This is a genomic window from Gemmiger formicilis (assembly GCF_900167555.1).
Taxonomy (GTDB): Bacteria; Bacillota; Clostridia; order Oscillospirales; family Ruminococcaceae; genus Gemmiger; species Gemmiger formicilis.
Window position 1 is genome coordinate 288,406 of record NZ_FUYF01000002.1, and the last position, 25,927, is coordinate 314,332.

At 63.2% G+C, this 25,927-nt stretch carries 20 protein-coding genes and 1 tRNA gene; 14 read left to right on the top strand and 7 right to left on the bottom strand.

The genetic code is table 11. The features are described from left to right. Positions 1-122: 122 nt before the first annotated feature. Positions 123-198: transfer RNA gene (locus B5D32_RS02960), tRNA-Lys, on the bottom strand. Positions 199-392: 194 nt separating this feature from the next. Between B5D32_RS02960 and aspS the strand changes: the two genes are divergently transcribed. Next, positions 393-2,174, top strand: coding sequence for an aspartate--tRNA ligase (aspS, locus tag B5D32_RS02965; protein WP_078783601.1), 1,782 nt, complete (start codon positions 393-395; stop codon positions 2,172-2,174). A 295-nt stretch (positions 2,175-2,469) separates the two neighbouring features. On the opposite strand, the gene B5D32_RS02970 is transcribed toward aspS, so the two are convergent. Together B5D32_RS02970 and hisS are read right to left on the bottom strand one after the other, a co-directional pair. Continuing rightward, entirely contained in the window at positions 2,470-3,429 is a 960-nt protein-coding gene (locus B5D32_RS02970) for a DUF4349 domain-containing protein (RefSeq protein WP_078783602.1), read from the bottom strand. Positions 3,430-3,715: 286 nt separating this feature from the next. Then, a complete protein-coding gene (hisS, locus tag B5D32_RS02975) occupies positions 3,716-4,963 on the bottom strand; it encodes a histidine--tRNA ligase (RefSeq protein WP_078783603.1) in 1,248 nt (415 codons plus the stop codon). Positions 4,964-5,103: 140 nt separating this feature from the next. Here hisS and B5D32_RS02980 point away from each other — a divergent pair, with 140 nt between their 5' ends. The 9 genes from B5D32_RS02980 to B5D32_RS03020 all read left to right on the top strand — a co-directional run bounded on the left by B5D32_RS02980 (position 5,104) and on the right by B5D32_RS03020 (position 16,803). After that, entirely contained in the window at positions 5,104-6,261 is a 1,158-nt protein-coding gene (locus B5D32_RS02980) for an MFS transporter (protein ID WP_242943387.1), read from the top strand. Between the two features lie 174 nt (positions 6,262-6,435). Further along, positions 6,436-8,103: an O-antigen ligase family protein gene (locus tag B5D32_RS02985; RefSeq protein WP_078783605.1), complete on the top strand. Its 1,668-nt coding sequence runs from the start codon at positions 6,436-6,438 to the stop codon at positions 8,101-8,103. Positions 8,104-8,562: 459 nt separating this feature from the next. Continuing rightward, positions 8,563-9,264 (top strand): iron-sulfur cluster assembly scaffold protein, encoded by a 702-nt coding sequence (locus tag B5D32_RS02990; protein WP_078783638.1) that lies wholly within the window; start codon positions 8,563-8,565, stop codon positions 9,262-9,264. 20 nt (positions 9,265-9,284) lie between these two features. Next, positions 9,285-10,283 carry a GGGtGRT protein gene (locus B5D32_RS02995; protein ID WP_078783606.1) on the top strand — a complete coding sequence of 333 codons (999 nt, stop codon included), beginning with the start codon at positions 9,285-9,287 and terminating at the stop codon, positions 10,281-10,283. Positions 10,284-10,449: 166 nt separating this feature from the next. Then, on the top strand, positions 10,450-11,805 hold the full coding sequence (locus B5D32_RS03000) for a coiled-coil domain-containing protein (protein ID WP_078783607.1): 1,356 nt from the start codon (positions 10,450-10,452) through the stop codon (positions 11,803-11,805). A 20-nt stretch (positions 11,806-11,825) separates the two neighbouring features. Beyond that, complete coding sequence (locus tag B5D32_RS03005) at positions 11,826-13,547, top strand: FHA domain-containing protein (protein ID WP_078783608.1); 1,722 nt, start codon at positions 11,826-11,828, stop codon at positions 13,545-13,547. A gap of 420 nt (positions 13,548-13,967) precedes the next feature. After that, positions 13,968-14,453 carry an FHA domain-containing protein gene (locus B5D32_RS03010; RefSeq protein ID WP_078783609.1) on the top strand — a complete coding sequence of 162 codons (486 nt, stop codon included), beginning with the start codon at positions 13,968-13,970 and terminating at the stop codon, positions 14,451-14,453. An 11-nt stretch (positions 14,454-14,464) separates the two neighbouring features. Further along, positions 14,465-15,982: an FHA domain-containing protein gene (locus B5D32_RS03015; RefSeq protein ID WP_078783610.1), complete on the top strand. Its 1,518-nt coding sequence runs from the start codon at positions 14,465-14,467 to the stop codon at positions 15,980-15,982. Then, entirely contained in the window at positions 15,970-16,803 is an 834-nt protein-coding gene (locus B5D32_RS03020; RefSeq protein ID WP_078783611.1) for an ABC transporter permease, read from the top strand. Before B5D32_RS03015 ends, B5D32_RS03020 begins: the two co-directional genes overlap by 13 nt. Before the next feature lie 156 nt (positions 16,804-16,959). Here the strand turns inward: B5D32_RS03020 and B5D32_RS03025 are convergent, their stop codons facing one another. The 3 genes from B5D32_RS03025 to B5D32_RS03035 all read right to left on the bottom strand — a co-directional run bounded on the left by B5D32_RS03025 (position 16,960) and on the right by B5D32_RS03035 (position 20,155). Beyond that, positions 16,960-17,871, bottom strand: a complete 912-nt coding sequence (locus B5D32_RS03025; RefSeq protein ID WP_078783612.1) for a putative ABC transporter permease — start codon at positions 17,869-17,871, stop codon at positions 16,960-16,962. Continuing rightward, positions 17,858-18,592: a tRNA (guanosine(46)-N7)-methyltransferase TrmB gene (trmB, locus tag B5D32_RS03030; RefSeq protein ID WP_078783613.1), complete on the bottom strand. Its 735-nt coding sequence runs from the start codon at positions 18,590-18,592 to the stop codon at positions 17,858-17,860. The genes B5D32_RS03025 and trmB overlap by 14 nt, the downstream gene beginning before the upstream one ends. Before the next feature lie 369 nt (positions 18,593-18,961). Next, a complete protein-coding gene (locus B5D32_RS03035) occupies positions 18,962-20,155 on the bottom strand; it encodes an alanyl-tRNA editing protein (protein ID WP_078783614.1) in 1,194 nt (397 codons plus the stop codon). Between the two features lie 135 nt (positions 20,156-20,290). On the opposite strand from B5D32_RS03035, the gene B5D32_RS03040 reads away from it, so the two are divergent. The 4 genes from B5D32_RS03040 (at position 20,291) to B5D32_RS03055 (ending at position 24,636) form a co-directional block, all read left to right on the top strand. Continuing rightward, positions 20,291-21,514 (top strand): hypothetical protein, encoded by a 1,224-nt coding sequence (locus B5D32_RS03040; protein ID WP_078783615.1) that lies wholly within the window; start codon positions 20,291-20,293, stop codon positions 21,512-21,514. A gap of 158 nt (positions 21,515-21,672) precedes the next feature. Continuing rightward, positions 21,673-23,190 (top strand): 4-alpha-glucanotransferase, encoded by a 1,518-nt coding sequence (malQ, locus tag B5D32_RS03045; protein WP_078783616.1) that lies wholly within the window; start codon positions 21,673-21,675, stop codon positions 23,188-23,190. A 152-nt stretch (positions 23,191-23,342) separates the two neighbouring features. After that, on the top strand, positions 23,343-24,134 hold the full coding sequence (locus B5D32_RS03050; RefSeq protein WP_078783617.1) for a diguanylate cyclase domain-containing protein: 792 nt from the start codon (positions 23,343-23,345) through the stop codon (positions 24,132-24,134). 70 nt (positions 24,135-24,204) lie between these two features. Further along, a complete protein-coding gene (locus tag B5D32_RS03055; protein WP_078783618.1) occupies positions 24,205-24,636 on the top strand; it encodes a hypothetical protein in 432 nt (143 codons plus the stop codon). Positions 24,637-24,791: 155 nt separating this feature from the next. Here the strand turns inward: B5D32_RS03055 and B5D32_RS03060 are convergent, their stop codons facing one another. Further along, the gene (locus tag B5D32_RS03060; protein WP_078783619.1) at positions 24,792-25,844 is read right to left on the bottom strand and encodes a PTS sugar transporter subunit IIC; all 1,053 of its coding nucleotides are present in this window, start codon (positions 25,842-25,844) and stop codon (positions 24,792-24,794) included. Between the last annotated feature and the right edge of the window lie 83 nt (positions 25,845-25,927).

Consider the following 25,927-nt stretch of genomic DNA (forward strand, 5'->3'; position numbering starts at 1 on the left):
GCCATGTAGGGGCCGCACATGTGCGGCCCGCGGCCTGCCCGTAAGCAGCCGCCCGCCATGCCCGGCCCCTACGCCCGCAGCAACGCAAAAACCGGTTGAAACCTTGCGGTTTCAACCGGTCTTGGTGCGCCTGCAGGAACTCGAATCCTGGGCCCTCTGATTAAAAGTCAGATGCTCTACCAACTGAGCTACAGGCACGTATACACTGTGGTGCTCACAGCTTTACTATTATAACAGGCAAAAAGAAAATTGTCAATACGCTTTGCAAAACAAATTAGCCGGAAATCCGGCAAAATCCGCACGTGTTTGCCCGCCGCCCTCTTGCCAAATGCACAGCGGCGCGTTATAATAATATTTTAGTAAAAGATAAAACCGTAAAGGGGACAGGAAATATGGAAACTTTGGGCAGTCTGCGCCGCACGAACTATTGCGGCGAAGTCACGCTTGCCATGGCCGGTCAGGAAATGACCGTCTGCGGCTCCATCGCCCGCGCCCGCGACAAGGGCGGCATCATCTTTGCCGACCTGCGCGATACCACCGGCATTTTGCAGCTGGTGTTCGATGAGGATACGCCGAAGGACGTTTTCGCCAAGGCCGAGAGCCTGAAAAGCGAGTACGTTGTTATCTGCCGCGGCAAGCTGCGTGAGCGCGCCGCCAAGACCGATAAGATCGCAACCGGCGATGTAGAGCTCTACGTCAGCGAGCTGCGCATCCTGAGTGAGGCCCAGACCACGCCGTTTGAGCTGCGCGACGAGATCAACGTCAACGACGACCTGCGCCTGCGCTACCGCTATCTGGACCTGCGCCGTCCGTCCATGCATGAGCCCATCGTGCTGCGCAGCAAGATCATGCAGATCATCCGCAACTATTTCTGCGAGAACCATTTCACCGAGATCGAGACACCCACCCTCATCAAGTCCACGCCCGAGGGCGCGCGCGACTATCTCGTTCCCAGCCGCGTGCAGCCGGGGCATTTTTACGCCCTGCCCCAGAGCCCGCAGCTCTACAAGCAGATTTTGATGCTGTCCGGCTTTGACCGCTACTTCCAGCTGGCCCACTGCTACCGCGACGAGGATCTGCGCGCAGATCGCCAGCCCGAGTTCACCCAGGTGGACGAGGAGATGAGCTTTGTCTCCGAGGACGACATCATGACCCTGAACGAGGGCCTCATCAAGCGCCTGTGGAAGGAAATGCTGAACGTCGACGTCGAGACCCCGTTCTACCGTATGCCGTGGGACGAGGCCATGGGCCGTTTCGGCTCCGACAAGCCCGACACCCGCTTTGGCCTTGAGATTCAGGACGTGACCGAGGTGTTCAAGGGCACCGAGTTCAAGCCCTTCGCCGCTGTGCTGGAGGCCGGCGGCACGATCCGCGCCATCAACGCCAAGGGTCTGGCCGACAAGCTCTCCCGCAAGAACATCGACAAGCTCGGCGAGGTCGCCAAGACCTACGGCGCCAAGGGTCTGGCTTACAGCCGCCTGACCGCCGACGGCACGTCCTCCAGCTTTGAAAAGTTCCTGACAGACGCCGAGAAGGCCGCCCTGTACGCCGCGCTGAACGCCGAGACCGGCGACGTGCTGCTGTTGGTCAGCGACACCGACTGGGTCAAGGCATGCACCGCGCTGGGTCAGGTCCGTCTGGACATCGCCCGCAAGCATGGCCTGATCGACCCCGACAAGTTCAACTTCCTGTGGGTGGTGGACTTCCCGCTGTTTGAGTACAGCGAGCAGGAGGGCCGCTGGATGGCCATGCACCACCCGTTCACCCTGCCCAAGGCCGAGGACCTGGACAAGGTCGAGAGCGACCCGGGTGCCTGCCATGCCGTGGCCTACGACATCGTACTGAACGGTGTCGAGATGGGCGGCGGCTCGATGCGTATCAATGATCCCGCATTGCAGGACCGCATGTTCCACGCCCTCGGCTTTACCGAGGAGAAGGCCCGCGAGAGCTTCGGCTTCCTGATGGACGCCTACAAGTTCGGTGCGCCGCCGCACGGCGGTATGGCCTACGGCCTGGACCGCATGGTCATGCTGATGCTCAAGAAGGACTCCATCCGCGACGTCATCGCCTTCCCGAAAGTGCAGAACGCCGGTGAGCCGATGAGCGGTGCCCCCGACGTCGTCGATGAGCAGCAGCTCAAGGATCTGAGCATCGCGCTGACGCTGAAGGACTAAGGCTTTCCCGTTATCATGCAGCCACCGTAAGGCAGCCGGAGCGGTCAAGACCGCTCCCTACAAACTGCCGTATACGGATGCTATGTAGGGAGGGGTCTTGACCCCTCCGTGAACTGAAGGACTCAGTCAGAAGTAATAGCGCTGTAGGGGCCGGACATGTCCGGCCCGCAACCTGCCCGCAGGATTCCCTTTTGCGGGTAGGTGCAGGGCGAGGCATGCCTCGCCCCTATCGCACATAAAGATAAAAACCTGCCCAACCGCATATCACGCGGCTGGGCAGGTTTTGTGTTTTCTGTCAATATTTCGGCTTCGGCTCGTCGCCCGGCTTCACCGGGTACTCGGCGGGCGGGGGCGTCTGCGCGGGCTTGGGCAGCTTTTCCTTCTTGGGCCGCTTTTTCCAGACCTTGCGCACGATGAACACCACGACCACTGCAATCAGCAGCACCGGCCACAGGTAGACCAGCGCGATGACCAGCCCCTGCAGGAACCCGACAAAGGCATCCCAGCCGCCGCCGAAGGCGTCGGCGATCCGCTCACCGAAGGTCACGCCGGTGGGGGTCAGGGTGGAGACCTCCCGCAGGTAGATGTCCACGGTGGAGTAGCTGACCTGCTGGTCCATGTTGCGCAGCTGGCGGGTGTAGTTTTCCAGCTGGTACTGCACGTCGGAAAGCTGGCTCTCGATTTCCAGTAGGTCAGCGGTCGTCTCGGCCTCGTCGGCCAACTCGTTCAGGCGGTCCCGCTGGGCCTCCAGCGCGGACAGCCGCGCCTGCACGTCTATGTAGCTGCTCGTGATGTTCTCGGCGCTCTCGCTGATGTTGAGCACGCTGCCCGCGTCGCCCACGGCGGCCAGAAACGCGCGGTAGCTGCCCACCGGCACCCGCACGGTGTAGTCGGCGGTACGGTCATGGTCCTTCTCGGTGCCGTACAGGCTTGTGGATTCCAGCCATGCGCCGTTGGCCTCGACGGCGGTCATCAGGGCCTCGCGGGTCGTGTCAAAGTCGGTGGACTCCATCGAAAGACTGGCGTTGTAGATGATCTTCTGTGCGGTCTCGTCGGTGGCGGCCTCGGCGGCGTTCTCCGGCACAAGGCCGCTGTCCGTCCCGCCTGCGGCGCTGTCGTAATTGGCGTAGCTCTCCTGCGCGGCGGCTTCGGTGGCGTAGTACCCGCCGTCTTTGCTGCTGATGCTGCTCCCGCAGCCCGCCAGCAGTGCGGTGGCGCACAGGGCAGCGGTGATACGGACGATGCGTTTTTTCATGGTTGGCTCCTTTCTATAGAGGCGGTGCGCTCTTGGCCCCTTCTGCGAGGGGGCTCCGCCCGCAGGCGGTGGAGGAGAGAACCTTGCGGCTATCCGAAACGCTTCGGGCAATGATGAGGTTCTCTCCCTCCGGCCCTGCGGGCCACCTCCCTCGCAGAGGGAGGTTTTATTTTCAATTTCCCTTTTCACCCATATAACACGGAAAACGCGCCCTGTGTGTTACAAAGCAAATACAAAAAAGTGTGATGTACCGTACTTTCGGCACATCCCACAAATTTTACGTCAATTATTCGGCCTTCTGCTCAAGCAGCTTCACGTCGTCGTTGTCTGCAAAGGCAACGGCGTTGTAGCCCGCGGCCTCCAGCGTGCCGAACTGCTTGCCCAGCTTCTTCGCCTGGGGCAGCACGGTCACGTCGTAGTCGGCGCGTAAGGATTCGGCCTTGGCCAGCACGGCGGCAAAGTCGGCGTCCTTCAGGTAGAGCAGCGCCATCTTCGGCTTCGCGCCGGGGATCTGGTAGCCCTGCTCCAGCAAAATGCCACAGACGCGCTCGAACCCGATGGAGAAGCCCACGGCGGGCACCTGCTGGCCGATGAACTTGCCGACCATGTTGTCGTAGCGTCCGCCGCCGGCCACGGCCCCGCTGAACTGCGGGCAGGTGACCTCAAACACCATGCCGGTGTAGTAACCCTGTCCGCGCACGAGGCTGGGGGCATAGGCAATGCCGTAGCGCCCGCCCGCGACCTTCTCGCTGGCGGCGATGACATAGCGCAGGTCGGCGGTCAGCGCCTCGTCGTCGACCCTGGCGGCGACGGTGTCCAGGCTGAAATCGCCCGCGCGCAGGAAGTCGTCCAGCGCCTGCACGGCCTCGGCGGCAAAGCCCTTCTCGGTCAGCTCGGCCTTAACGCCGTCCGCACCGATCTTGTCCATCTTGTCAAAGCTGATGCAGACGGAGTCCAGCTGGTCAGCGGCAAAGCCCATCTTCTCGAGCATCGCGCGCAGGATGCGGCGGTCATTGATGTTGACGGTGAAGCCGGTGAAGCCGATCTTCAGCAGGGCGCGGGCGGTCACGTCGATCAACTCGACCTCGGCGTTGGGGGAGGAGTCGCCCAGAATGTCGATGTCGCACTGGACGAACTCGCGCAGACGGCCCTTCTGCGGGCGCTCGGCGCGGTAGACGCGGTCCGTCTGGATGACCTTGAACGGGCTGGGCAGCTCGTTGCGGTTGGCCGCGTAGTAGCGGGACAGCGGCAGGGTCAGGTCATAGCGCAGACCCATGTCGGACAGCTGCTTCTCGTCGCCGCTTGCCAGCGCATGCTCGAGCTTGTCGCCGCGCTTGAGGACCTTGAAGATCAGGTTCAGGTTGTCGCCGCCGTCGCTCTTGTCCAGATTCTCCATGTCCTCCAGAATGGGGGTGGAGATGCGCTGGAAACCGGCGGCGCGGTAGGTGGCCAAAATCTGGCCCTGGATATAGTCACGCAGCGCCTGCTCCCGCGGGAGCAGATCGCGCATACCTTTTAAAGGCTGAGTTTTCATGGTATTCTCCTTATACTGTATAATGGCTTCCCCTGAGGGGGAGGGCTCTTTGCTTTTATATACTTTATAATGATACCTTTTGCGCTGCATTTTGTCAATCCAAACCGGGCATACTAACCCGAAAAGGGGAGGGGATACGTGTGCCAAAACAAAATCGCGGGCCGTACATTCTGGCGGCAGGGGCGGCGGCGCAGCTGCTCACCGGAATCCCGGCGGCGTGGGGCGTGTTCCAGCAGCCTGTTATGCAGGGGTACGGGTTTTCCCGCGGGCAGGCCATGCTGGCGTTCGCGGTGCTTGTTGCGGCCTACGGTGTCGGCTGCGCAGTGGGTGGGCTTTTGCAGGACGCCCGCGGCCCGCGGTTTGCCGGGCTGTGGGGCACGGCGCTGCTGGCGGGCGGGTTCTTTGCGGCGGCGCTCGTGCCGCCCGCGAACGCCGCGCTGTTTCTCGTCGTCTACAGCGTGCCCGCGGGGCTGGGCAGCGCGTTTTTAGCCCCGGCGGTGCTGGCGTGTGCGCAGAAGTGGTATCAGGACAAAAAGGGCTGGGCCACCGGCGTGGCGGGCGTCGCCATGGGGCTGTCCGGCGCGTTTTTTACGGTGTTCGTCAGGGGTGTCGGCGGGGCGTGGGGCATCCGGGTCTGCTTTGCCGCGTTAGGGGCGGTCATGCTCGTCGTCTGCGGCGCGGGGGCGCTGATTTTGCAGGACCCGCCGCCCAAAGCGCAGAGCGGCCCGCCGCAGCCGGGACTTGATTACAAACAGATGCTCCGCACGCCGCAGTATAAGCTGTGCGCGGCGGCGGTGGCGCTGTCGGCCCCGGCGGTGCTGCTGTTCAGCCCGGAAATTTTCAAGATCGCAGCCGAGCGCGGTCTGCCGGAGTCCGCCGCGCCGTACAGCATCGTGCTGGGGTCGGCGGCCAGCGCGGCGGGGCGGATGCTGCTGCCTGCTGTCAGTGACAGGCTGGGCCGCAAGCCGGTGCTGTACGCGGTGTATCTCGGTCTGGCCGCGGGCAGTGCGTGGTTTGCGTTTGCGGGGCAGTGGTGGGTGCTGGCGGCCTACGCGGTGCTCACGTTTTTCTACTCGGGCGGCGCGGCGGTACAGCCGTCCTTCAACACCGACCTGTTCGGCCTGCCCCACGCCGGGGTGAACTACGGTTTTATTGCTTTGGGCATGAGCGGCGGCAGCATTTTGAGCTATATCGGTGCGCAGGCCCTGCCCCTGGCCGCCCGGCACTGGCTGGCCGGGATCTGTGCCGCAGCGGGGCTGATTTGTGTCAGTCTTGTAAAACCTGTGGAGAATGGTTGAAATTTTGCGTGGCACGGGGTAAAATATGGTGTTGCCGGGAGACATGTAGGGGCCGGGCATGCCCGGCCCGCGGCCTTCCTGCAGATGGGCGTTTTCCGTTAGGCGGCGGGCCGCACATGTGCGGCCCCTACATAGCGGCTCCGATAACAAAGTATGTATTTCAAGAGGCTTTCTATGACCCAATCCCAACAACTGCGCAAGCTGGCCGCGCGCTCGGCCACGGCGTTTCTGCTGGCCGCGCTCTGCGTGTTCCCGCTGTATATCGATAAATTCTCCAACCTCGGCGTTGTCAAATTCACCGGCATCTGCACCCTGAGCTGGGCGTTCGCGCTCTGGCTCGGCGCGCTGGCCTGTGTCGGCGCAAGGCCGGATCCGGGCCGTCTGCCGTGGAAAGCCGACCCCGCGCTTTGGGCGCTGGGTGCGGTCACGGCGTCGGGCGTGGTGTCCACCGTGCTCTCCCTCTCGCCGGGGGCCTCGTTCTGGGGGCTTGGCGGCTACTACGGCGGCTGCATGATGGTGCTGTTCACGGCGGCGGGGTATCTGGCTGTCCGCGCGTTTGCGCCGCAGAAAATTCTGAACGGGCTGACGTTCTGCGTCGGCGTCACGACGGCGCTGGTCACGGTGCTGTATGTGCTCAACATCTTTAATATCGACCTCATCGGCACGTATGCGGACACGGCAGTTGTCGAGCGCGCGCAGTTTTTCTCGACGCTGGGACAGAAAAACTTCTGCTCCGGGTTCATGGCGTTTGCACTGCCGCTTGTGTTCTATGCGTTCCTCGTTGCGCGCGGGCCGCGGCACACGGTATTTTACGGTATTCCGGCGTTTTTCGGCGGGCTGGCGCTGGCCGTGGTGGATGCCGAGGGGCTGATGCTCGGCGTCGGCGTGGCGGCGCTCGTGCTAATCTGCCAGAAAAATTTTACGACCCGCACGCTGCGGCGGCTGGCGGTCATCGGGGCGTTCTTCTTCTTCCACGCCGGATGGATGCAGTATATGCGCACCCACGTCTACACCCAGGGCGGCAAGCCGATGCTGGCGGCGCTGGGCCATGTGGCGCAGCGCGGGTTTGTGGTCTGCCTTGTGGTCTGGGCCGCGCTGTATTTTGGCCTGCGCGGGCAGGAGCTGCCGCTGTACAGGCCGGGCCGCGTGCTGGCGGGGGGCATCGTCGCCGGTGCGGCGGTGCTGACGCTGCTGGCCAATTGCGTGCCGGGCTTCCCGAGTCTGGGCCGCCTGGACGATGTGCTGATCTTCAACGACAATTGGGGCACCTACCGCGGCACGGCCTGGCGCATCACGGTGGAAAGCTGGCTGGCGCAGCCCGTTTGGCGCAAGCTGCTGGGCGTCGGCCCCGGCATGATGCACACGGCGGTGGCCGATTGGGCGGGCGCGGGCATCACGGACCGGATGAAAACGTTTTATGCCGCCCACAACGAATATCTGGAGCTGCTGCTGACCACCGGCGCTGCCGGGCTGGCGGCGTGGCTGTGGTTTGTCATTGCGCACCTGCGCAGGGCCGCGCAGAACTGGCTGCGCCCCGGCGTAGCGCCCGTCACGCTGGCGCTGGTCAGCTACCTGGCCCATGCGGTCATTTCGATTCGCGTGTCGATGATCTTCCCGGAAATCATGCTGCTTTTCGCGCTCTTGCAGGTGTTCTGCCTGCCGGAGAAAGGGGATGCCGCGGCAGAAAAGACCCCGGCAAAGCATGGCAAAAAGGCGAAGCCCGACGTCCCGGCGGATCACCCCGGTCTGGCCCGGCAATGGCTGCCGCCCATTCTTGCCGCCGTTGTGATGATGGCAGCTTGCGGCGCAGCGTCGCGGGTGATTTTTGGTTTTTTGTACTGAACGGTTTTGAATAGGGAAGCGCCGCTCTTGGGGAAAAGGGCGGCGCTTTTTTGTGTGGCGAGGCAACGGCAAGGCGGCAAAGCCCCTCAGGCCTCGCAGGCTCGGCCAGCTCCCCACATTGTGGGGAGCCTTTTTGCGCGGGCTGTGCCCGCGAGAAAGCCTCCTCGCACAGCGGGGAGGTGGCCGAGTGAAACGAGGCCGGAGGGGCTTTTGCCGCTTTATCACGACCGGGCACATTCCCGTATGCCGCGGGCCGATGCGAGCATCGGCCCCTACACTCCGCACGCCTCTCTCCCAACTGCGCCATGCGGTTTCGCCGCCCGCTATGCCGCCCGGGGGCTCAAAATGCGAAAAAACAAAAGGTTAGCATAAACTAACATCTTGAAAAACAGGATTCGACCCTTTATAATAAAGATAGCTGTGAAAAGCCTAACAATATGCAAAGGAGAGAAAATTATGATCGAATACTCCGCACAGGTCAACGCAATGTGCCCGATCACAAAAGGACCCAAGCACGGTCCCGCGCCCATCCCCGAAGAGGGCCAGTGGGTCAAGGCGTATAAAATTGAGGATATCAGCGGCTACACCCATGGTGTGGGCTGGTGTGCTCCCCAGCAGGGTACCTGCAAGCTGAGCCTGAACATCAAGAACGGCATCATCGAGGAGGCCCTCGTTGAGACCATCGGCTGCTCCGGTATGACCCACTCTGCCGCTATGGCAGGCGAGATCCTGCCCGGCAAGACCATTCTGGAGGCTCTGAACACCGACCTCGTCTGCGACGCTATCAACGTTGCTATGCGTGAGCTGTTCCTGCAGATCGTCTACGGCCGCAGCCAGACCGCCTTCTCCGAGAACGGCCTGCCTGTCGGCGCTGGTCTGGACGACCTGGGCAAGGGCCTGCGTTCCATGACCGGTACCATTTTCTCCACCAAGGCCAAGGGCGTCCGCTATCTGGAGCTGACCGAGGGCTACATCCTCAAGACCGCTCTGGACAAGGACAACCAGGTCATCGGCTATCAGTTCGTCCGTCTGGGCAAGATGATGGAGGACATCCGTCACGGCAAGGACCCGAAGGAAGCCTACGAGAAGAACATCGGCACCTACGGCCGCTTCTCTGCCGAGCAGGGCGCTGTCAAGTACATCGACCCGCGTGAAGAATAAGAGAGGGAGGAACATAGATTATGGCAACTTTTGAATCCCAGAATCGCCGTATGCCCAAGATCGAGGCCTGCCTGAAGGCCAACGGCCTTGAGAGCCTCGACGCCTGCAACGAGATGCTGCTGGCCAAGGGCATCGACTGCGATAAGATCATCCGCGGCATCCAGCCCATCTGCTTCGACAATGCTGTCTGGGCATACACCCTGGGCACCGCCATTGCCGTTAAGCGCGGCCTGAAGAGCGCTGCCGACTGTGCAGCTGCCATCGGCGAGGGCCTCGAGGCCTTCACCATCCCCGGCTCTGTCGCTGAGCAGCGCAAGGTCGGTCTGGGCCACGGCAACCTGGGTGCCATGCTGCTGCATGAGGACACCCATTGCTTCGCCTTCCTGGCCGGCCACGAGTCCTTCGCCGCCGCTGAGGGCGCTATCGGCATTGCCCGTACCGCCAACAAGGTCCGCAAGGAGCCCCTGCGCGTCATCCTGAACGGCCTGGGCAAGGACGCTGCCCAGATCATCAGCCGTATCAACGGCTTCACCTACGTCAAGACCGACTATGACTTCGCCACCGGCGAGCTCAAGGTCGTCGAGACCATCCCCTACTCCGACGGCGAGCGCGCTGCTGTCAAGTGCTACGGCGCCAACGACGTTCTGGAGGGCGTTGCCATCATGAAGGCTGAGGGCGTTGAGGTTTCCATCACCGGTAACTCCACCAACCCCACCCGCTTCCAGCATCTGGTCGCCGGTACCTACAAGAAGTGGGCTATCGAGAACGGCAAGAAGTACTTCTCCGTCGCTTCCGGCGGCGGCACGGGCCGTACCCTGCATCCCGACAACGTCGCTGCCGGCCCTGCCTCCTACGGCCTGACCGACTCCATGGGCCGTATGCACGGTGATGCCCAGTTCGCTGGCTCCTCCTCCGTCCCGGCTCACGTCGAGATGATGGGTCTGATCGGCGCCGGCAACAACCCGATGGTCGGTATGACCGTCGCCTGCGCTGTTGCTGCTTCCCAGGCCAACGCTTGATTTGAACTGAATCATTAGGCTTTTCGCCGCCCGCTCCGCCATGGAGCGGGCGGTTTTTTTGTGTGCGGCAAAGCAGCGCCTTTTTTGCCTTTTCCCTTGCTTTACGTCACATCTTGCTCTATAATAAAATGGTGTATATGTAAATTTTAGTTGGGAGTAGTTACCAATGCCCAAAATCGACATCGACAATTACATAGAGCAGAGCGGCATGCGCAAGGCGCGCTTTGGCGGCTATGAGCCGGAGGACGTGCATCAGGCCATGGAGGACCTCTGCGCCGATTATGAGCAGCACCTGACCGCCATGACGTCGGAGCTGCGCACACTCCGGCAGGAGAACGACGCCCTGCGCCGCCACGCCCAGGGACTGGTCATGCAGAACCAGACCCTCTCGACCCAGAACGCCACGCTGGCCGGGCAGGTGGATAAGCTGCAAAGCTACCGCGCCAATCTCGAAACGCAGTTCTCCACCGTGAAGGAGCGCAGCCATTCGCTGACGAACCAGGTCGATATGCTGCGCCTGAAAAACAGCGACCTGACGCGGGAAAATAAGGAGCTGACCGAGCGCTGCGAGGAGGCAAACTCCGCGCTGCGCGTCAAGGGCCGCGCCCATGACCAGGCCCGCCAGCAGGTCATCGCGGACCGTGATAAAGTCATTGCCGACGCCGAGGCCGAGGCTGCGCGCATCCGCCAGCAGGCCCGGGACGATGCGGACCAGATTTTGAAGGACACGAACCTCAAGGCCGAGGCCATCGACCAGCTTGCGCGTGAGCAGGCTGTTGCCCAGGCCCGCAAGATGGTGCAGTCCGCCACCGATGAAACGCGCGAGATCCAGAACGCCCACCGTCTGCGGCTGCAGGATCTAAAGAGCCGCATCTCGGAGATGGAAAAGACCCGCGGCGAGATGATGGACTATCTGGCAAAAATGATCGAGGAACTGCAAAAAACGCAGGAGTACGCCAGCCAGAACGCCCCGCTGGTCCCCCATAAGGAGGAGCTGGCCGAGGCGGATGCCGAACCGCGGCTGGATCTGTCGGCCAACAAGGTCGATGCAGCGGCATCTGCGCTGCGCGGCAGCGAGGAAGCCCCCGCGGAGGAGCCGCCTGCCCCGGACGCGAACCGCGTTGTAGCGCCCGGCCTGGACGACGAGGAGCCGCGGACGAACACGGTCGTCACGCCGTCGCCGGATTATTTTGACACCACCCCGACCCCCCAGCCCGGCGACGCCCATGAGGAAGTGGAGATTCCCGGCGCGATCTTCTCCTACCCGATCCTGCGCCAGCAGGGAGAGCCGATTCTGGACGAGGGCACGCCGCCCCCGCCCACCCCGCACCGCCCCCTGATGCCCAGCATCACGCTGGCCGATGAGGACGACGAGGAGAGCGGCAGTGTGGTCCCCGCGCCGATGACCCGCCCGACGGCCCCGGCGGCCCCCGCCCCGCAAAAAACCGCAAAGGCCCAAACGAAGCGCCGCCGCAAGGCCATCACGGCGCTGCGCGCCCTGCACAGAAAAATCGGTGATTGACCACACGAGGGGAGGACCCCATGAGACAGCATAAACTCTGGCTCTGCACGCTGCTGGTGCTGCTGCTGGCAGCGCTGGGCGCGTTCGGCGCGGCGGCGGAAACCACCGTAGGCATGTCGGGCGCGGGCAGCTTCAAGATGGAGCAGGTCTATGTCAATGTGCCGGAGCTGGACGTCTACTTTTACGCATTGGACGGGAACGGCAACTCCTACTCACCCATCAAGGTGCAGGCGGCAGGCCCGGAGCTGACGCTCGGGGACCGCAGGCTGGAGGTCCGCTCTGTGGCAGCGGCCAGCGACCCGATCTGCTACATTCTGGCGCTGGACAACAGCAAAAGCATCGCACCATCGGAGTTTTATACGATGCTTGGCGGGGTGCGCAAGCTCATCAACGCGATGGGCGACGATGACCAGCTGATGCTGTACACGACGGCAGGCAGTACCGAGTGCGTGCTGCCGGCAACGTCGGACAAGAACCTGATGTATAAGACGCTGGGCAGCATCAAGCAGGTCGAGGGCAGCATGGACACGGCCCGGCTGATTTCGGCGGTCTACAGTGAGCTGCAGAGCGACTATCAGGCGCTGGCCCCCCGCAAGGCGGCCATGATCGTGACCGACGCCGGGCAGGTGCTGACGAATATGGCCCTGTTTGCAACGCTGGCCAGCGACGTGAGCGACCAGATCGGTATGGCGGCGTACATCTACCTGATGACCGACAGGCCGGGCGCGTTTGAGACGCTGGAGAGCGCCGCCGACGGCAGGCTGGTTTTGTGCGAAGCCTCGACACTGGGCGACGAGCTGAAGAAAAAGCAGGAATACTTCGCCACAGCGCTGGAAATCAAGACCGAGGTGCCCGAAAGCCTCTACGGTGAGCGCCTTGAGACACTGACGCTGGCCATGCCGCAGCTGGGCAGCGCCATCAGGAGCAGCCAGACCGTCTACATGGGCTACCGTCTGGCCAAGCCCCAGGTGACGAAGGTCGAAACACTGCGCCGCGACAAGCTGCGCCTGACCTTCAACCAGCCCATCAACGAGAACGCGAACAAACCGCAGCTTTACGAGGTGCGGAGCAAAGATATATGGAACTGGCGCGTGCAGGTCAAATCCGTGACGATCAGCGAGGATGCCCGCACGGCGGATCTGGAAATCGAGCCGCTCTACAAAGGCGACTACACGGTAGCGCTGAACCGGGTGTCCGGCAAGATGAGCGCGGCCAACGTCAGCAGCAGCCGCGACACGGCCACGTTCAAGGTGGTCGTCTGGCCGCGGGACAGAGCCTTTTATTTTGCCCGGTTCCGGGGGCCGCTGCTGATTGCGGCGGTGCTGCTGCTGGTGCTGCTGGGCAGCTGGTGGGGCGTGCGACGCCGGGACCGCGCCGCCGAGCAGGAGGCCGAGGCCGAGCATCTGCTGGCCGGTGCGGGGGAACCGGACGCCTTGCCCCGCCGCTGGGTCACGCTGTTCTGGAGCCAGCGCTCCTCGATTGCCGAGAGCCGCTGGGCCGGCATGGTGGAAAGCAGCTTGATTATCGGCAGCGACGCCGCGCAGTGTGACCTCTGTCTGCCGGACCGCAAGGTCTCCCCGCAGCATTGTGTGTTGGCCGCGCAGGGGGACGCGCTGCTCGTGCAGCCGCTCTCTGACCGGGCCAAGGTCTACGTCAACGGTGAGCGCATCGACGGCGAGCACCGTTTGCAGAACAATGATACGCTGCGGATCGGCAAGACTACGGTCAGGCTGGTGCTGTGAGAGGAACGGCAGCCTCCCGGGAACTCCTACTTTCTTTTGTGACCAAAAGAAAGTAGCAAAGAAAAGTCCCGCTGTTGCGGATGCAGCGGACCCCGCCTTAGGGGCTGCACGCCCCTAAGAACCCCAAAGAGGAAGTCGGAAGGGGCGGGGGCTAAACGAAAGCAGTATTACTTTTCGTTCTTAACGCCCCCGCCCCTTCCTCCACCTTAAACTCGGGAGTTCCCCCGAACCCCCGCTGCCGGAAACAGCAGTCCGTAGGGGCCGGGCATGCCCGGCCCGCCACTTACCGCCATATCCCTTTTATGGCTCATTCCGTAGGAAGGGGTCTTGACCCCTCCGCCACCTCCCGGCCGACTGCCGCCAACGTGCCGCCTCACACCAACCAACCGTTCACCCCCCTCCCAAAGGAGCCACTTCACCATGAAACTGACAAAATGCGAAAACGGTCACTTCTACGACAGTGACAAATACCCGGAATGCCCCTACTGCAACACCGACCTGCTCAGGGATCGTTCCATCGTCCGCACGGGCGAGGCCGAGCAGCCCGCTGCGGTGGAGACAACGGCCCCGGCAGGGCCGGTTACGGGGTGGCTCGTTGTGCTGGACGGCCCGGCGAAGGGGCGCGATCTGCGTCTGGGTGTGGGCCGCAGCTTCCTGGGACTGGATGCCGACGGCACGCCTGTGACCCTGAGCGCCGACGCCCCGCTGAGCGCCCGCCGGGCGGTGCTGGTCTACGATGAGGAAAAGTCTGCCTTCACCCTGCTGCCCGGCTCGTCGCAGGAGCTGTGCTATCTGGGCGGGGACGCGGTGCTCACGCCCCAGCCGCTCACCGGCGGCGAGACGCTGCGCATGGGCGGTGCAGCGATGAAATTTGTGCCGTTCTGCGGCGCGGAGTTCCACTGGTAAGGGGGCGCGCCATGACGAGTGAGATCGTAATTTTGATCACCGAGCTGCGCAATAAGCAGCGCATCACGCTGCCCGCGGGCAGCTACCGCTTTGGGCGCAGCGCCCAGTGCGAGTACGTGCTGCGCCGCAACAACGTCGGCGACCACCAGTTCACCGTCAGCTTTGCGAACGGTCAGTGGGGCGTCACCGACGGCGGCAGCGACTACCGCACCTGGTACAACAACCGCTATCTTGAGCCCGGCGAGACGAGTATTTTGCAGAGCGGCGACGTCGTCGGCTTGAACACCGACGGCGACGCGGACACGCAGGAGATCACCTTCCGCGTCGAGGAGATCACCAGCGTGCAGGGCGACGGCATGGCCCCGAAAAAGGAGCAGACCACCGACGCCGTCCTGCGCGAGACAGACATCCGCCGCAAGCGCCGCGTACTCATCGGGCGCGGCGACGACTGCGACATCAAGCTCGTCAATGACCGCGTCTCCCGCCATCACTGCGAGATTTTGTACAAGGACGGCCACTACGAGCTGCATGACCTCGGCTCGACGAACGGCACCTATGTGGACGGCGTCCGCGTGACCCGCACGGTGCTGCGCAACGGCGCGGTCATCAACGTGCCTGCGCAGGTTTTTGCCTTCACGGGCGGGATGCTCCACTATCATGCCCACCAGAGCGGCATAAGCATACAGCTTGTAAATGTATACAAAACGGTTAAAAATGCCAACACCGGCAAGCCGCTGAACATCGTGGACGGCACAAGCCTGCAGGTCGAGCCCAACAGCTTTGTCGTGCTGGTGGGCGGCTCCGGCACGGGCAAGTCGAGCCTGCTGACCTGCATCACGGGCACGGCCCCCTGCACGGCAGGCAGCGTGAAGTTTGACGGGCTGGACACCCGCTCCAACCGAAACGCCTTCGAGGCCGCGCTTGGTTACGTGCCGCAGAAGGACATCATGCACGACAACCTGACCGTGGAGCAGAGCCTGACCTACACGGCCAAGCTGCGCATTGCCCACGATGCGACCCGCGCCGAGATCGCAGCCGCCGTGGCCCACGCCATTGAGGCTGTCGATCTGCAGGGGCGTGAAAAGACGTTCATCTCCAAGCTGTCCGGCGGCCAGAAAAAGCGTGTTTCCATCGCCATGGAGCTGCTGGCGAACCCGCGTTTGCTGATCCTGGACGAGCCGACGAGCGGCCTTTCGCCCGATTTGGATCGCAGCATGATGGAGCTGTGCCGCCGCCTGAGCCACCAGAACTGCACGGTGCTGATGGTCACCCACAACATGTCCAACATCAACCTCTGCGACAAAATCGCGTTTTTGGGCGTCGGCGGCGTGCTGTGCTATTACGGTGCGCCCGAAAAGCTGAACGACTACTTTGACGTTGAGATGACGAGCGACATTTTTGAAAAGCTGCGCGACGCCGCGCAGATCGAGCACTACCGTGAAAAATACTTTACGACCCCCGAGTTCAACCGCCTGCTGGCGGTCTGCCCGGAGGCAGCGCAGGAGGCAGACAAGCGATGCAGCCAGTAAAATTTTTGAAATTCCTGCGCCAGTTCGTGGTTCTGGTTGAACGCAATTTACAGCTGATCTGGAACGATAAGCTGCTGCTGGCCAGCCTGACGCTGCAGTCCCCGTTCATGGTGCTGGTCGTCAAGCTGACGGCGGACCCGAACTGCTTTACCTCGAACCTTGTCAACATCGGCAGCCGGACGGCGCTCTTTATTTTAGCCGCTATGGCGACGTTTATGGGCACGCTGAACTCCTACCGCGAGATCTGCAGGGAGCGCGAGATCATCCTGCGCGAGGCATCCGTCGGCGTCAGCCTGCCCGCAGTCGTGCTGAGCAAGGCGGCGGTGCTGCTGCTGGTCGAGGTTTTGCAGGCGGCTATCCTGGCCTTGGGCTTTGTTTCCATCGTGCATGTGCCGCAGAACCACCTGCTGCTGGAAACGGATATGGAAATCTTTATCACGGTTTTGCTGACGATGTTCTCGTCCAGCTGCATCGGCCTGCTGATCTCGGCGCTGTTCACCAGCGGCGAGAGCGCGATACTGGCCGTGCTGGTGCTTATGATCGGGCAGGTCGTTTTCAGCAACATCATGTTCACCGTGACGGGCGCGGCGGCGACGATCTCCAACATCATCGTCTGCCGCTGGGGTATGGGCGCGCTGGGCGCATCTACCGACCTGAACAGCCGTATGGCTTGGCTGCAGGCCGGTCTGGACGGCCCGATGTACGACGCCACGGTGGAAAACCTGACCCACTCCTGGCAGATGCTGGGGCTGATCTCGGTGGTCTGTCTCGTCGCGGCCTGGCTGGTGCTGCAGATCGCGTTTGATAAGAAGAAGGCGTGAATGGGTAGAGGGTAGGGGGCCGCACTTGTGCGGCCCGCGGCCTTCCTGCAAGCGCCCGTTAGCCTTACACGGCAGGGCCGGCATGCCCGGCCCCTACTACATACAAAACAGCCGCCCGGGTTTTCCACAAACCCGGGCGGCTTTGTTGATAAAATATTACGCCTTCTTGATTTTCTCCTTCGCGGCAGCAGCCAGCTCCCGCAGGCGGAGCATGGCGGTGCGGGTCGCGGCCAGCGTGTCCGCGTAGTTCAGGCTCTTCATGTCAGGGAAAGCGCGCAGCAGACGGCGGGTACCAAGGTGGTCGTGCTCGGCGGCGGTCAGCTTCTCGCGCAGGGCAGCCGCACGGATCGTCAGCTCGGCACGCAGCACGTCGGCGTTCTCGCGGCCCTCCAGCTTGGCCAGGGCCAGCTGCAGCTTCTGCTCGTCCAGAATCGTGTCGGCGGTCATGGCGCCGGTGCCCAGCACGGTGGTCAGCTTGTCGCTGGTCACGCGCAGCTTGGCGCGCAGCTCGTCAATTTCGCGCAGGTACTTGTTCAGGCCAATGGCCGCGGCGGTGGAGGCCGCAACGTCCACAACAAACAAAACCAACAGCACAACGTCCACGATCAGCATGATGTTGAACGGCATCGGGCTGGAGCCGCGGGCTAAGAGCGGGTGGACGACCTTGATCATCAGCACGCTGCCCAGACCCCACAGCAGCGAGAACTGCGGGCAGATGTACCCGCCGAGGTTGAACTTCATATTGGAGTAGTCCCACCAGCGGATGTGGTAGATTTTAAACAGCGCCCAGCCGCCGACCAGCTCGATGGCGGTGGTCAGGATCATACCGATGAAAAAGATGGCAACCGCGCTCATGCTGCCGCTGTCCGGCATCGGGATCAGGCTGACGCTGTAGATCAGCCCCACCATGCCAAAGCCGTAGATCGGGCAGATCGGCCCGCAGAGAAACCCGCGGTTGACGAGCTTGTGCGTCTTGACGGCGGCATAGACGACCTCGACGCCCCAGCCGATGAAGCCATACAGGAAGAACCAATACAGCGTTTTAACGGCAAATTCAGTCGGCGTCATCTTCGGCCTCCTGCTGTTTGGCCAGCGCCTTCGGCTCCACCCAGGTCACGGTGCTGTCGGGTCCCTTGCGGGCAATCAGCGCCTTGATGGGGATGCCCTGCTCGCTGAACATGCCCTCATGCTCGGTGCGCAGGTTCCAGTCCGGCTCGTTTTTGTGCAGGTCGAAGGTCTGCCAGGTGATCTCAAACCCGGCGGTGGGGAAGTAGGAAAGGCTGTCGCGGAACAGGTCGTCGTCGTCGGTCTTGAACCAGATCTCCGCACCCTCGTCCATCAGTTGGCGGTACTGCAAAAGCTGGCACGGGTGGGTCAGGCGGTGCTTGTTGCTGCCCGCATTCTTGCTCCACGGGTTGCAGAAATTGATGTAGATGCGCGAAACACGGTCCTCCGGCGTGAAGGCATTGCCGAGGCGCTCAATGTCAAGGCTGGCAATTTTCACGTTGTCGGCGGGAATCCCGCGCGCAGCGTAGGCGGCCTCGACCTTGCGCTTGGCCAAAATCAGCACCTTGTCGGTGATGTCGATGCCTAAATAGTTGATGTCCGGGTGGGCCGGGGCGATCTGGGCCAGAAAGCCGCCCTTGCCGCAGCCAAGCTCAAGATGCCACGGCTGGTCGGGCCGGGCGTAAAGCTCATGCCAGTGGCCGCCGTGGGTCAGCGGCTCATGGACATGGAAATCGCAGGCCAGCAGCTCCGGCCGTGCGTAGGGTTTAAAACGCATGCGCATAATGAGGTCTCCTTGTGTGGTTGTAGAGTAAGGGCAATACCGCATAATTCTAAGTGCCGATACGGCGAGCGAGGTGCGGCAGCTGCTAAGTCAAAAGCGCAGATAATACTTTGTGTATTATCGAGCATTTTGGCAACGCAGATGCCGTGCCGCACACCGAGCCGCAGCGAGGCGCTTCGGAGCGCAACCGCCGCTTGCGGCGGCTCTTGGCGCGGAGATCCGCCGGAGCGGTGCTTAAGCCGTAAGGCGGGAATTGTGCGGTGTTGCCTAAGGGCTTCTCCCTTGGGGGAGAAGCTGTCCGCGAAGCGGACTGATGAGGGGAGAGTCTGCCATATTGCCCGCTGCCGGGCAGTCTCGAAAGCTCTGCCCTCATCCGGCCTCGGTCGGGGCCTCGGCCACCTTCTCCCGAAGGAGAAGGCTTTTCAACAAAAACGCTTTGACTTGTTCAAAACTGCCTTCCGCCAAACTCCCCTGACAGAAGCCGGGCTTACCGCCGCCGCGGCCCTGATAGGCGGCGTTCAGCGCCTTGCAGGTTTCCCGCACATCGACGCCGGGGGCGGCGGCAAGCGCGTAGGCAAGGCCCTGTCCGCCCGGGCCCAGCGTGCAGCAGGGGGCGTTTGTTTTGGCGGTGATTGCCGTCGCCACGCGGCGCAGGCCGTCGCCGTCGGCACCGTCCACCCATAAGACGGCAGGGGTGCCGGGCGCAGCAGCCTCCGCGCAGGCGGCAGCCAGCGTGTTTTGCAGCGCGGCCAGCCGGGCCTTTAAGGCAGCCTCGCCGTTTTGCAGCCGTTCCAGAGCGGGCGTCAGCGAGCCCACAGGGCTGGACAGCAGCCGCCCGGCGGCCTCGGTGTCGGCCCAGATGCCCGCTACCGCGTCGTAAGCGCGCTGCCCGCAGGCCACGGCCAGCCGCATCCCGCTCTTGTAGTGGGCAAAGGAGATGATTTTGATCAGCCCGACCTCGCCGGTGCGGGTCAGGTGGGTGCCGCAGCAGGCGCAGCAGTCGCCGCCGGCCTCCACCAGCCGCACGTCGCCGGTCAGCTCCTTTTTGCTGCGGTAGTCGGTGCGGGCCAGCGTCTCCGGGTCAGGCACCCAACAGTGTACGGGCGTGTCCGCGCGCACGGCGGCGTTGGCCTCGGCCTCGGCCTGTGCCAGCTGTTCCTGCGTCAGCGGGATGCTTGTGTCCATCCGTACATACGGGCTGCCGATGTGGAACCCCACGTTCTCAGCCCCGAACAGCCGGTGCAGCGCGCCGCTCAGGATATGCTCGCCGGTGTGCTGCTGCATGGCATCCAGCCGCGCGGGCCAGTCAAGGCAGCCGTCCACGGTCTCGCCCGCGGTCAGCGGTGCGTCCGTCGTGTGGGTGATGGTCTCACCGTCGGTATGCACGGTCAGCACCCGCGCGCCGCCAAGCCGCCCGGTGTCACAGGGCTGGCCGCCGCCCTCGGGGAAGAAGGCCGTGCGGTCCAGCACCACCGCAAAGCCGCCGGGCACGGGGGTGCAGCTTACGACCTGCGCGGTGAAATTTTGCACATAGGAATCTACTTCGTATAATTTTTCTGTCACAGAAAGAAACGCTCCCTTAAATTTTTGCGATTTTTCTTATTATAACATAAAACAGGTGTAGAAAAAAACCATCTTATCCTATATAATAAAGGATAGACTGAATTTTTACAACCATTTGCGAGGGAAAACTGCTTCATGCAAAAAATCAAATCTGCGGCGCTGGCTCTGCCCGCGCTGCTGCTGGCAGGCTGTGCTGCGGCGCTGCCCGCCGAGAACACCGCTACGATTGAAACCGCCGCCGCTGCCGCGCCCCAGACGTTGAAAGTTTACACTTCAGCCTCGCTGGCCCCGGCGGCACAGGCCTACGCGGAGGCGCAGGGCGTTACGCTGACGCTGACCGACGAAGCCGCGTCGGCAGACCTGCTGCTGACCGACCACGCGCCGGGCGGCAGTCTGCTGGATGTGACGAGCGACACACTGCTGGCCGCCGCTGCCGCCCGCGCCGGTATTACCGAGAACGCCAATGCCCTGCCACTGGGCCGCAGCCTGTACGGCTACTGGGCGCGCGCCGATGTGCTGAACGCCCTGCTGGGCGACGGCGCTGCGGCGGCTCTGCAGACCGCAAACTGGGAGGAGTGGAGCGACTTTGTCGAGACGCTCTCCGCTTGGATGGCCGAGCCGAAGGCCGCCACGGTGACCCTGAGCGGCGCGGACTACACCCTGCCCGACGCACGCCCCGGCAGCCTTACGGCCACCGGTGTCTTTGCCGCGCCGCTGGACCGCGCGTCCGGCTACACGGCGGCACTGCTGGCCGCCGACGGCACCTACACGGCGGACGCGCTGACCGGCCCGCTGAACGGCGTCTACAGCGCCGTGACGCTGGAATGGGATCACATGGCCGCCGACGGCGGGGAGGGAATCTTCCGCCGCGCCAAGCTGACCGACCTGCTGGCCGAGTACGGCGCAGACACCTGCAACGGACTGGTGCTGGTACCGTTCAAGTGCCAGCTGGACGACAGCGACCTGACCGCCGAGGACTACAACGCCGAGGGGCTGCTGAACTACCCCGTTCTGGCCGATGTGGGCAGCATTGCCATCAATGCCGGGACGAGCGCCGACGGCCTGAAGGCCGCCAAGAGCGCCGCGCTGTGGCTCTACTCCAACGGCGCGGGAGAGGACGCCCTGACCGAGACACTGGGCGTCGTAACGCCATGGAACACGGCTGCCGGCACGACGGCGGTCACGGCCATGCAGGTGCAGCAGGTCGGCACGGGCATCCTGCCCGGCGTGGCGCTGGACACTGCAGCCGCCGATGCCCTGACTGCCAACGAACTGACCCTGCAGGACAGCGAAAAGCACACCAAGGCCGAGCGCACCGCCTTTGTGGATGGTGCATTGGCTGCGCTGGGGGCGGAGTAAGACAAGGAAAGCCGCAGTTCCCGGGGACTTGTAGGGCGGCCTGCCCACAGGCCGCCGCGGCGGGGTGAGGGCACCCCGCCCTACGCACAGCCCGCAAAGGGGCAGCAAGGCATGGTTGAACCTGAAAACGTACATATACAGAGAAGAGGAAAAACACTATGGAATTCAAACGCTGCAGCGGCATTCTGATGCCGATCTCGAGTCTGCCCGGCGGGTATGGCATCGGCAGCATGGGCAAGCCGGCCCATGACTTTGTGGACTTTCTGGCCAAGGCCGGGCAGACCATCTGGCAGATTTTGCCCGTCGGCCCCACCGGCTACGCCGACAGCCCGTACCAGAGCTGCTCCGCCTTCGCGGGCAACCCCTACTTTATTGATCTGGACCTGCTGGCCGCCGACGGCCTGCTGACCAAAAAAGACTACGCTGCCATCAACTGGGGCGGCGACGCGGCTCATGTGGACTACGGCACCCTCTACGAAAAGCGCTTCGCTGTGCTGCGTAAAGCCTACGCGAACTTCCTGAAAAAGCGTCCCGTGCCCGGCTACGAGACGCCCTACCCCGACGACTGGTACCGCTTCCGGTTTTTGAGCAGCGACTGGCTGCCCGACTACTGCCTGTACATGGCCATCAAGGAGGCCAACGGCATGGTGGACTGGCAGCAGTGGCCCCGCGCCCTGCGCGTGCGTGAGCCGGAGGCGCTGGCTGAATTCAAGGCCGAACACGCCGGGGAGATCGAGTTCTGGGCGTTCCTGCAATATGAGTTTGACCGCCAGTGGCGCGCCCTGCACGCCTACGCCAAGAAGAAGGGCGTCGCCATCATGGGCGATATTCCCATTTATGTCGCCGCCGACTCCGCCGACGCCTGGGCAGGCCGTGAGCTGTTTGAGACCGACGCCGAGGGCAAGCCCCGCCGCGTTGCAGGCTGCCCGCCGGACTACTTTGCCGCCGACGGCCAGCTGTGGGGCAACCCGCTCTACGACTGGGACTACCACCGCCGCACCGGCTATGCGTGGTGGATCCTGCGCATCCGCCACGCGCTGTCCATCTATGACATCCTGCGCATCGACCACTTCCGCGGCTTTGACACCTACTGGGCCATCCCGGCAGGGGAGACGACGGCCCGCAACGGGCGCTGGGAGCAGGGCCCGCGCATGGAGCTGTTCCGCGCACTGCACAACGCCCTGGGCAGCCTGCCCATCGTGGCCGAGGATCTGGGCGAGATGTTCGACTCGGTCCGCGAGCTGCTGGCGGAGAGCGGATTCCCCGGCATGAAGGTGCTGCAGTTCGCCTTCACCGGTGAGGACAGCGTTGACCTGCCCCACAACTACCCGCGCAACTGCGTGGCCTACCCCGGCACCCACGACAACAACACCCTGACCGGCTGGTTTGCCGAGGAGCTGACCGCCGCCCAGCGCAAGCAGGTCGTGGACTACTTTGCCCTGACGAAGCAGGAGGGCACCCTGCGCGGTATGCTGCGCGGCGTGCTGGCCAGCACCGCGGCGCTGGCGATCATCCCGATGGCCGACTGGCTGGAGGAACCCGCCGCCGCCCGCATGAATACCCCGGGCCAGGCACAGGGCAACTGGCAGTGGCGCGCCGATGCCAAAAAGCTGACCCCTGCGCTGGCCGCTGAAATCCGCGTCCTGACGGAGCGCTACTTCCGCGCAGCAAAGTAATTTGTGAAGTTCGCACGGTATTTCATCGGTTTGACGAAGAAAGTTTGTACAGTGGGAATCTTGGAAAATCTTTTTCACTGTGGTAAAATAAAACAGTATTATGCAAAAGCCGAGATGTGCGATGCCGGGAAATCCGGCGGTTAGGAAGCAACATGAAACAGGACTACACCCTTGACGAGCTGCAGACAGAGATGACAGCTCTGGCGCAGCTGTTTGACAGCGTGACCCTCGCAGACCCCCGCATGGGGTTGCTGGACCCGGCTACTTTGCAGCCGCTGAATAAAGTGGCTGCGATGCCCGCGCTGGACGCCGCAGGCCGCGGGTTGAAGATCGAAAAGGCCGCGGACGGTCTGCGCACCGTCATTGCCCAGGGCATTACGGTGGCGGACACGCCCTGCGTGCTGCTGCTGGGGATGCCGCTGCCCCGCAACCTGCAGGCCGACGGCGCGGAGGATGCCTTCACCCGCGCACTGAGCCAGATGCAGGATGACCTGCGCCGCGACTATGTGACCGGCGTTTACAATTCCGTCTACCTGAATGAGGCATTCCGCCCCCGCGCCGAGCGCGCTGCGCTGGACGGCAAGCCCGTGGGTGTGGTGATGGTCCGCGTGAATGAGTACTGGCAGCTTCGCGAGAAGGAGAGCAACTCTGCCGCGGACTGCTGCCTGAACATGGCGTCCGGCATTTTGCAGCTGGTCGTCGGCCCCGACCACGACAAGGCTGTGCTGGCCCGCCTGAATGACGGCTTCTTTGCCATCGTCACCGTCGGCACGCCCGCCGCCCGGATGGCCCAGGCTGTGCACGAGGCGATGAATGCCTCCCGCCGGGAGTTCAACATCTCGCTGTCCCGCCGCGGCAGCTTTACCGTGGCCATCGCCTCCGCCGAGTGGGGCGAGACGGCCTCCTGGGATATGACGCTCTCTCTGGCACAGCAGCGCCTGTAAACCGAATAAAACATCCCCCCTGTGTACATACTGGCATTGACCGCCAAACGTACACAAGGGGGATTTTGTTATGCAGAGCGATAATGAAAAAATGCTTCAGGAGATCGTGCAGAACACCGAGATGGGCAAGAACACGCTGGACGAGCTGATGAGCCTGACCCATGACCAGAAGCTCAGGGACGAGATGCTGCGCCAGAAGCGGGAGTACCGCCGCATCAACCAGGCTGCGCACACTGCGCTGGACGCCATCGGAGCCGAGGCCCACGGCCAGAGCGCCGCCGCCCGTATGAGTGTGAGCATGGGTATCCGCACCCGGACGATGATGGACAAATCGACCCGCAATCTGGCTACGATGCTGGCCGAGGGCAGCGGCCAGGGCGTGCTGGACTGCAAGCGCGCCGAGCGCGACTACCCCGAGGCCAGCCCCGGCGCCTTCAAGCTCTGCCATGAGCTGGGCGCGTTCCAGAGCGATGCCGAGGAGACCTGGAGGGGGGTTGTGTAAAAAAGGAAAAGCCTTCCCCCTTGGGGGAAGGTGGCCGTAGGCCGGATGAGGGGCGGCCTTCCCGCTGCAGCCCGTTCACGGGCAATTGCGGAAAAGCCGCCCCTCATCCGTCACCTTCGGTGACAGCTTCCCCCGCGGGGGAAGCTTTTTTGTACTTACAGCTTCAAATCCCTTTCTTTGATCCACCCCTTCTTCCGCAGAACCTCGCAGAAGATCGTGCTCAGCACGGCGGGCAGGACAAAGCAGATCAGCACCAGACCGATCCAGTCAAAGGCCGTCACGGCCTTGCCGCTCTCGATCCAGCCGGTGTAAACGCCGATCTGGCCGACCAGACCGCAGGTGCCCATGCCGGAGGAAACGGCAGGACCGTTCATCTCCAGATGAAACAGGCAGGTGGCAATGGGGCCGGTGATGGCCGCGGCCAGCGTCGGGGGAATCCAGGTGCGGGGGTTGCGCAGGATGTTGGGCATCTGCAGCATGCTGGTGCCCAGACCCTGACTGACGAGACCGCCGACGCCGTTCTCCTTATAGCTCATGACCGCAAAGCCCACCATCTGGGCGCAGCAGCCCGCCACGGCGGCACCGCCGGCCAGACCCGTCAGGCCCAGCGCTGCGCAGATGGCTGCACTGGAGATGGGAAGCGTCAGCGCCATGCCGACCAGCACAGAAACCACAATGCCCATCAGAAACGGCTGCAGCTCGGTGGCCCACATGATGAGGCTGCCCACGGCGGACGCCACCGCGCCGATGGACGGCGCAAACAGCGCGCTCAGGCCGACGCCCACCAGAATTGTGACGGCAGGGGTCACGAGAATGTCAATCTTCGTCTCCTTGCTGACCAGCTTGCCGACCTCGGCGGCAATGATGGCAATCAGGTAGACGGCCAGGGGGCCGCCTGCGCCGCCCAGCTCATTGGCAGCGCCGCCCACGGCGATTAGGCTGAACAGCACCAGCTGCGGCGCGTGCAGCGCGTAGCCGATGGACGCGGCCATGGCCGGGCCTGCGACTGCCGCCGCATAACCGCCCGCCGTGACCAGAAACGCCAGCCCCAGCTGCTGGCCCAGCGTCTTGATGATCGTGCCGATCAGCAGGCTGGCGAACAGTCCCTGCGCCATCGCGCCCATGGCGTCGATGCCGTAGCGGTGCGCCGAGATCACGACGTCCTTGCGCTTGAAAAACGATTGTACCGATTGGATTGCTTGTTCCATGGGTATACTCTCCTCTTTCCTCTGAATTGTAAAAATTCTAGCACTTTGCCCCGCAAAAAACAATCCGTTTGATTGAAAAAGCC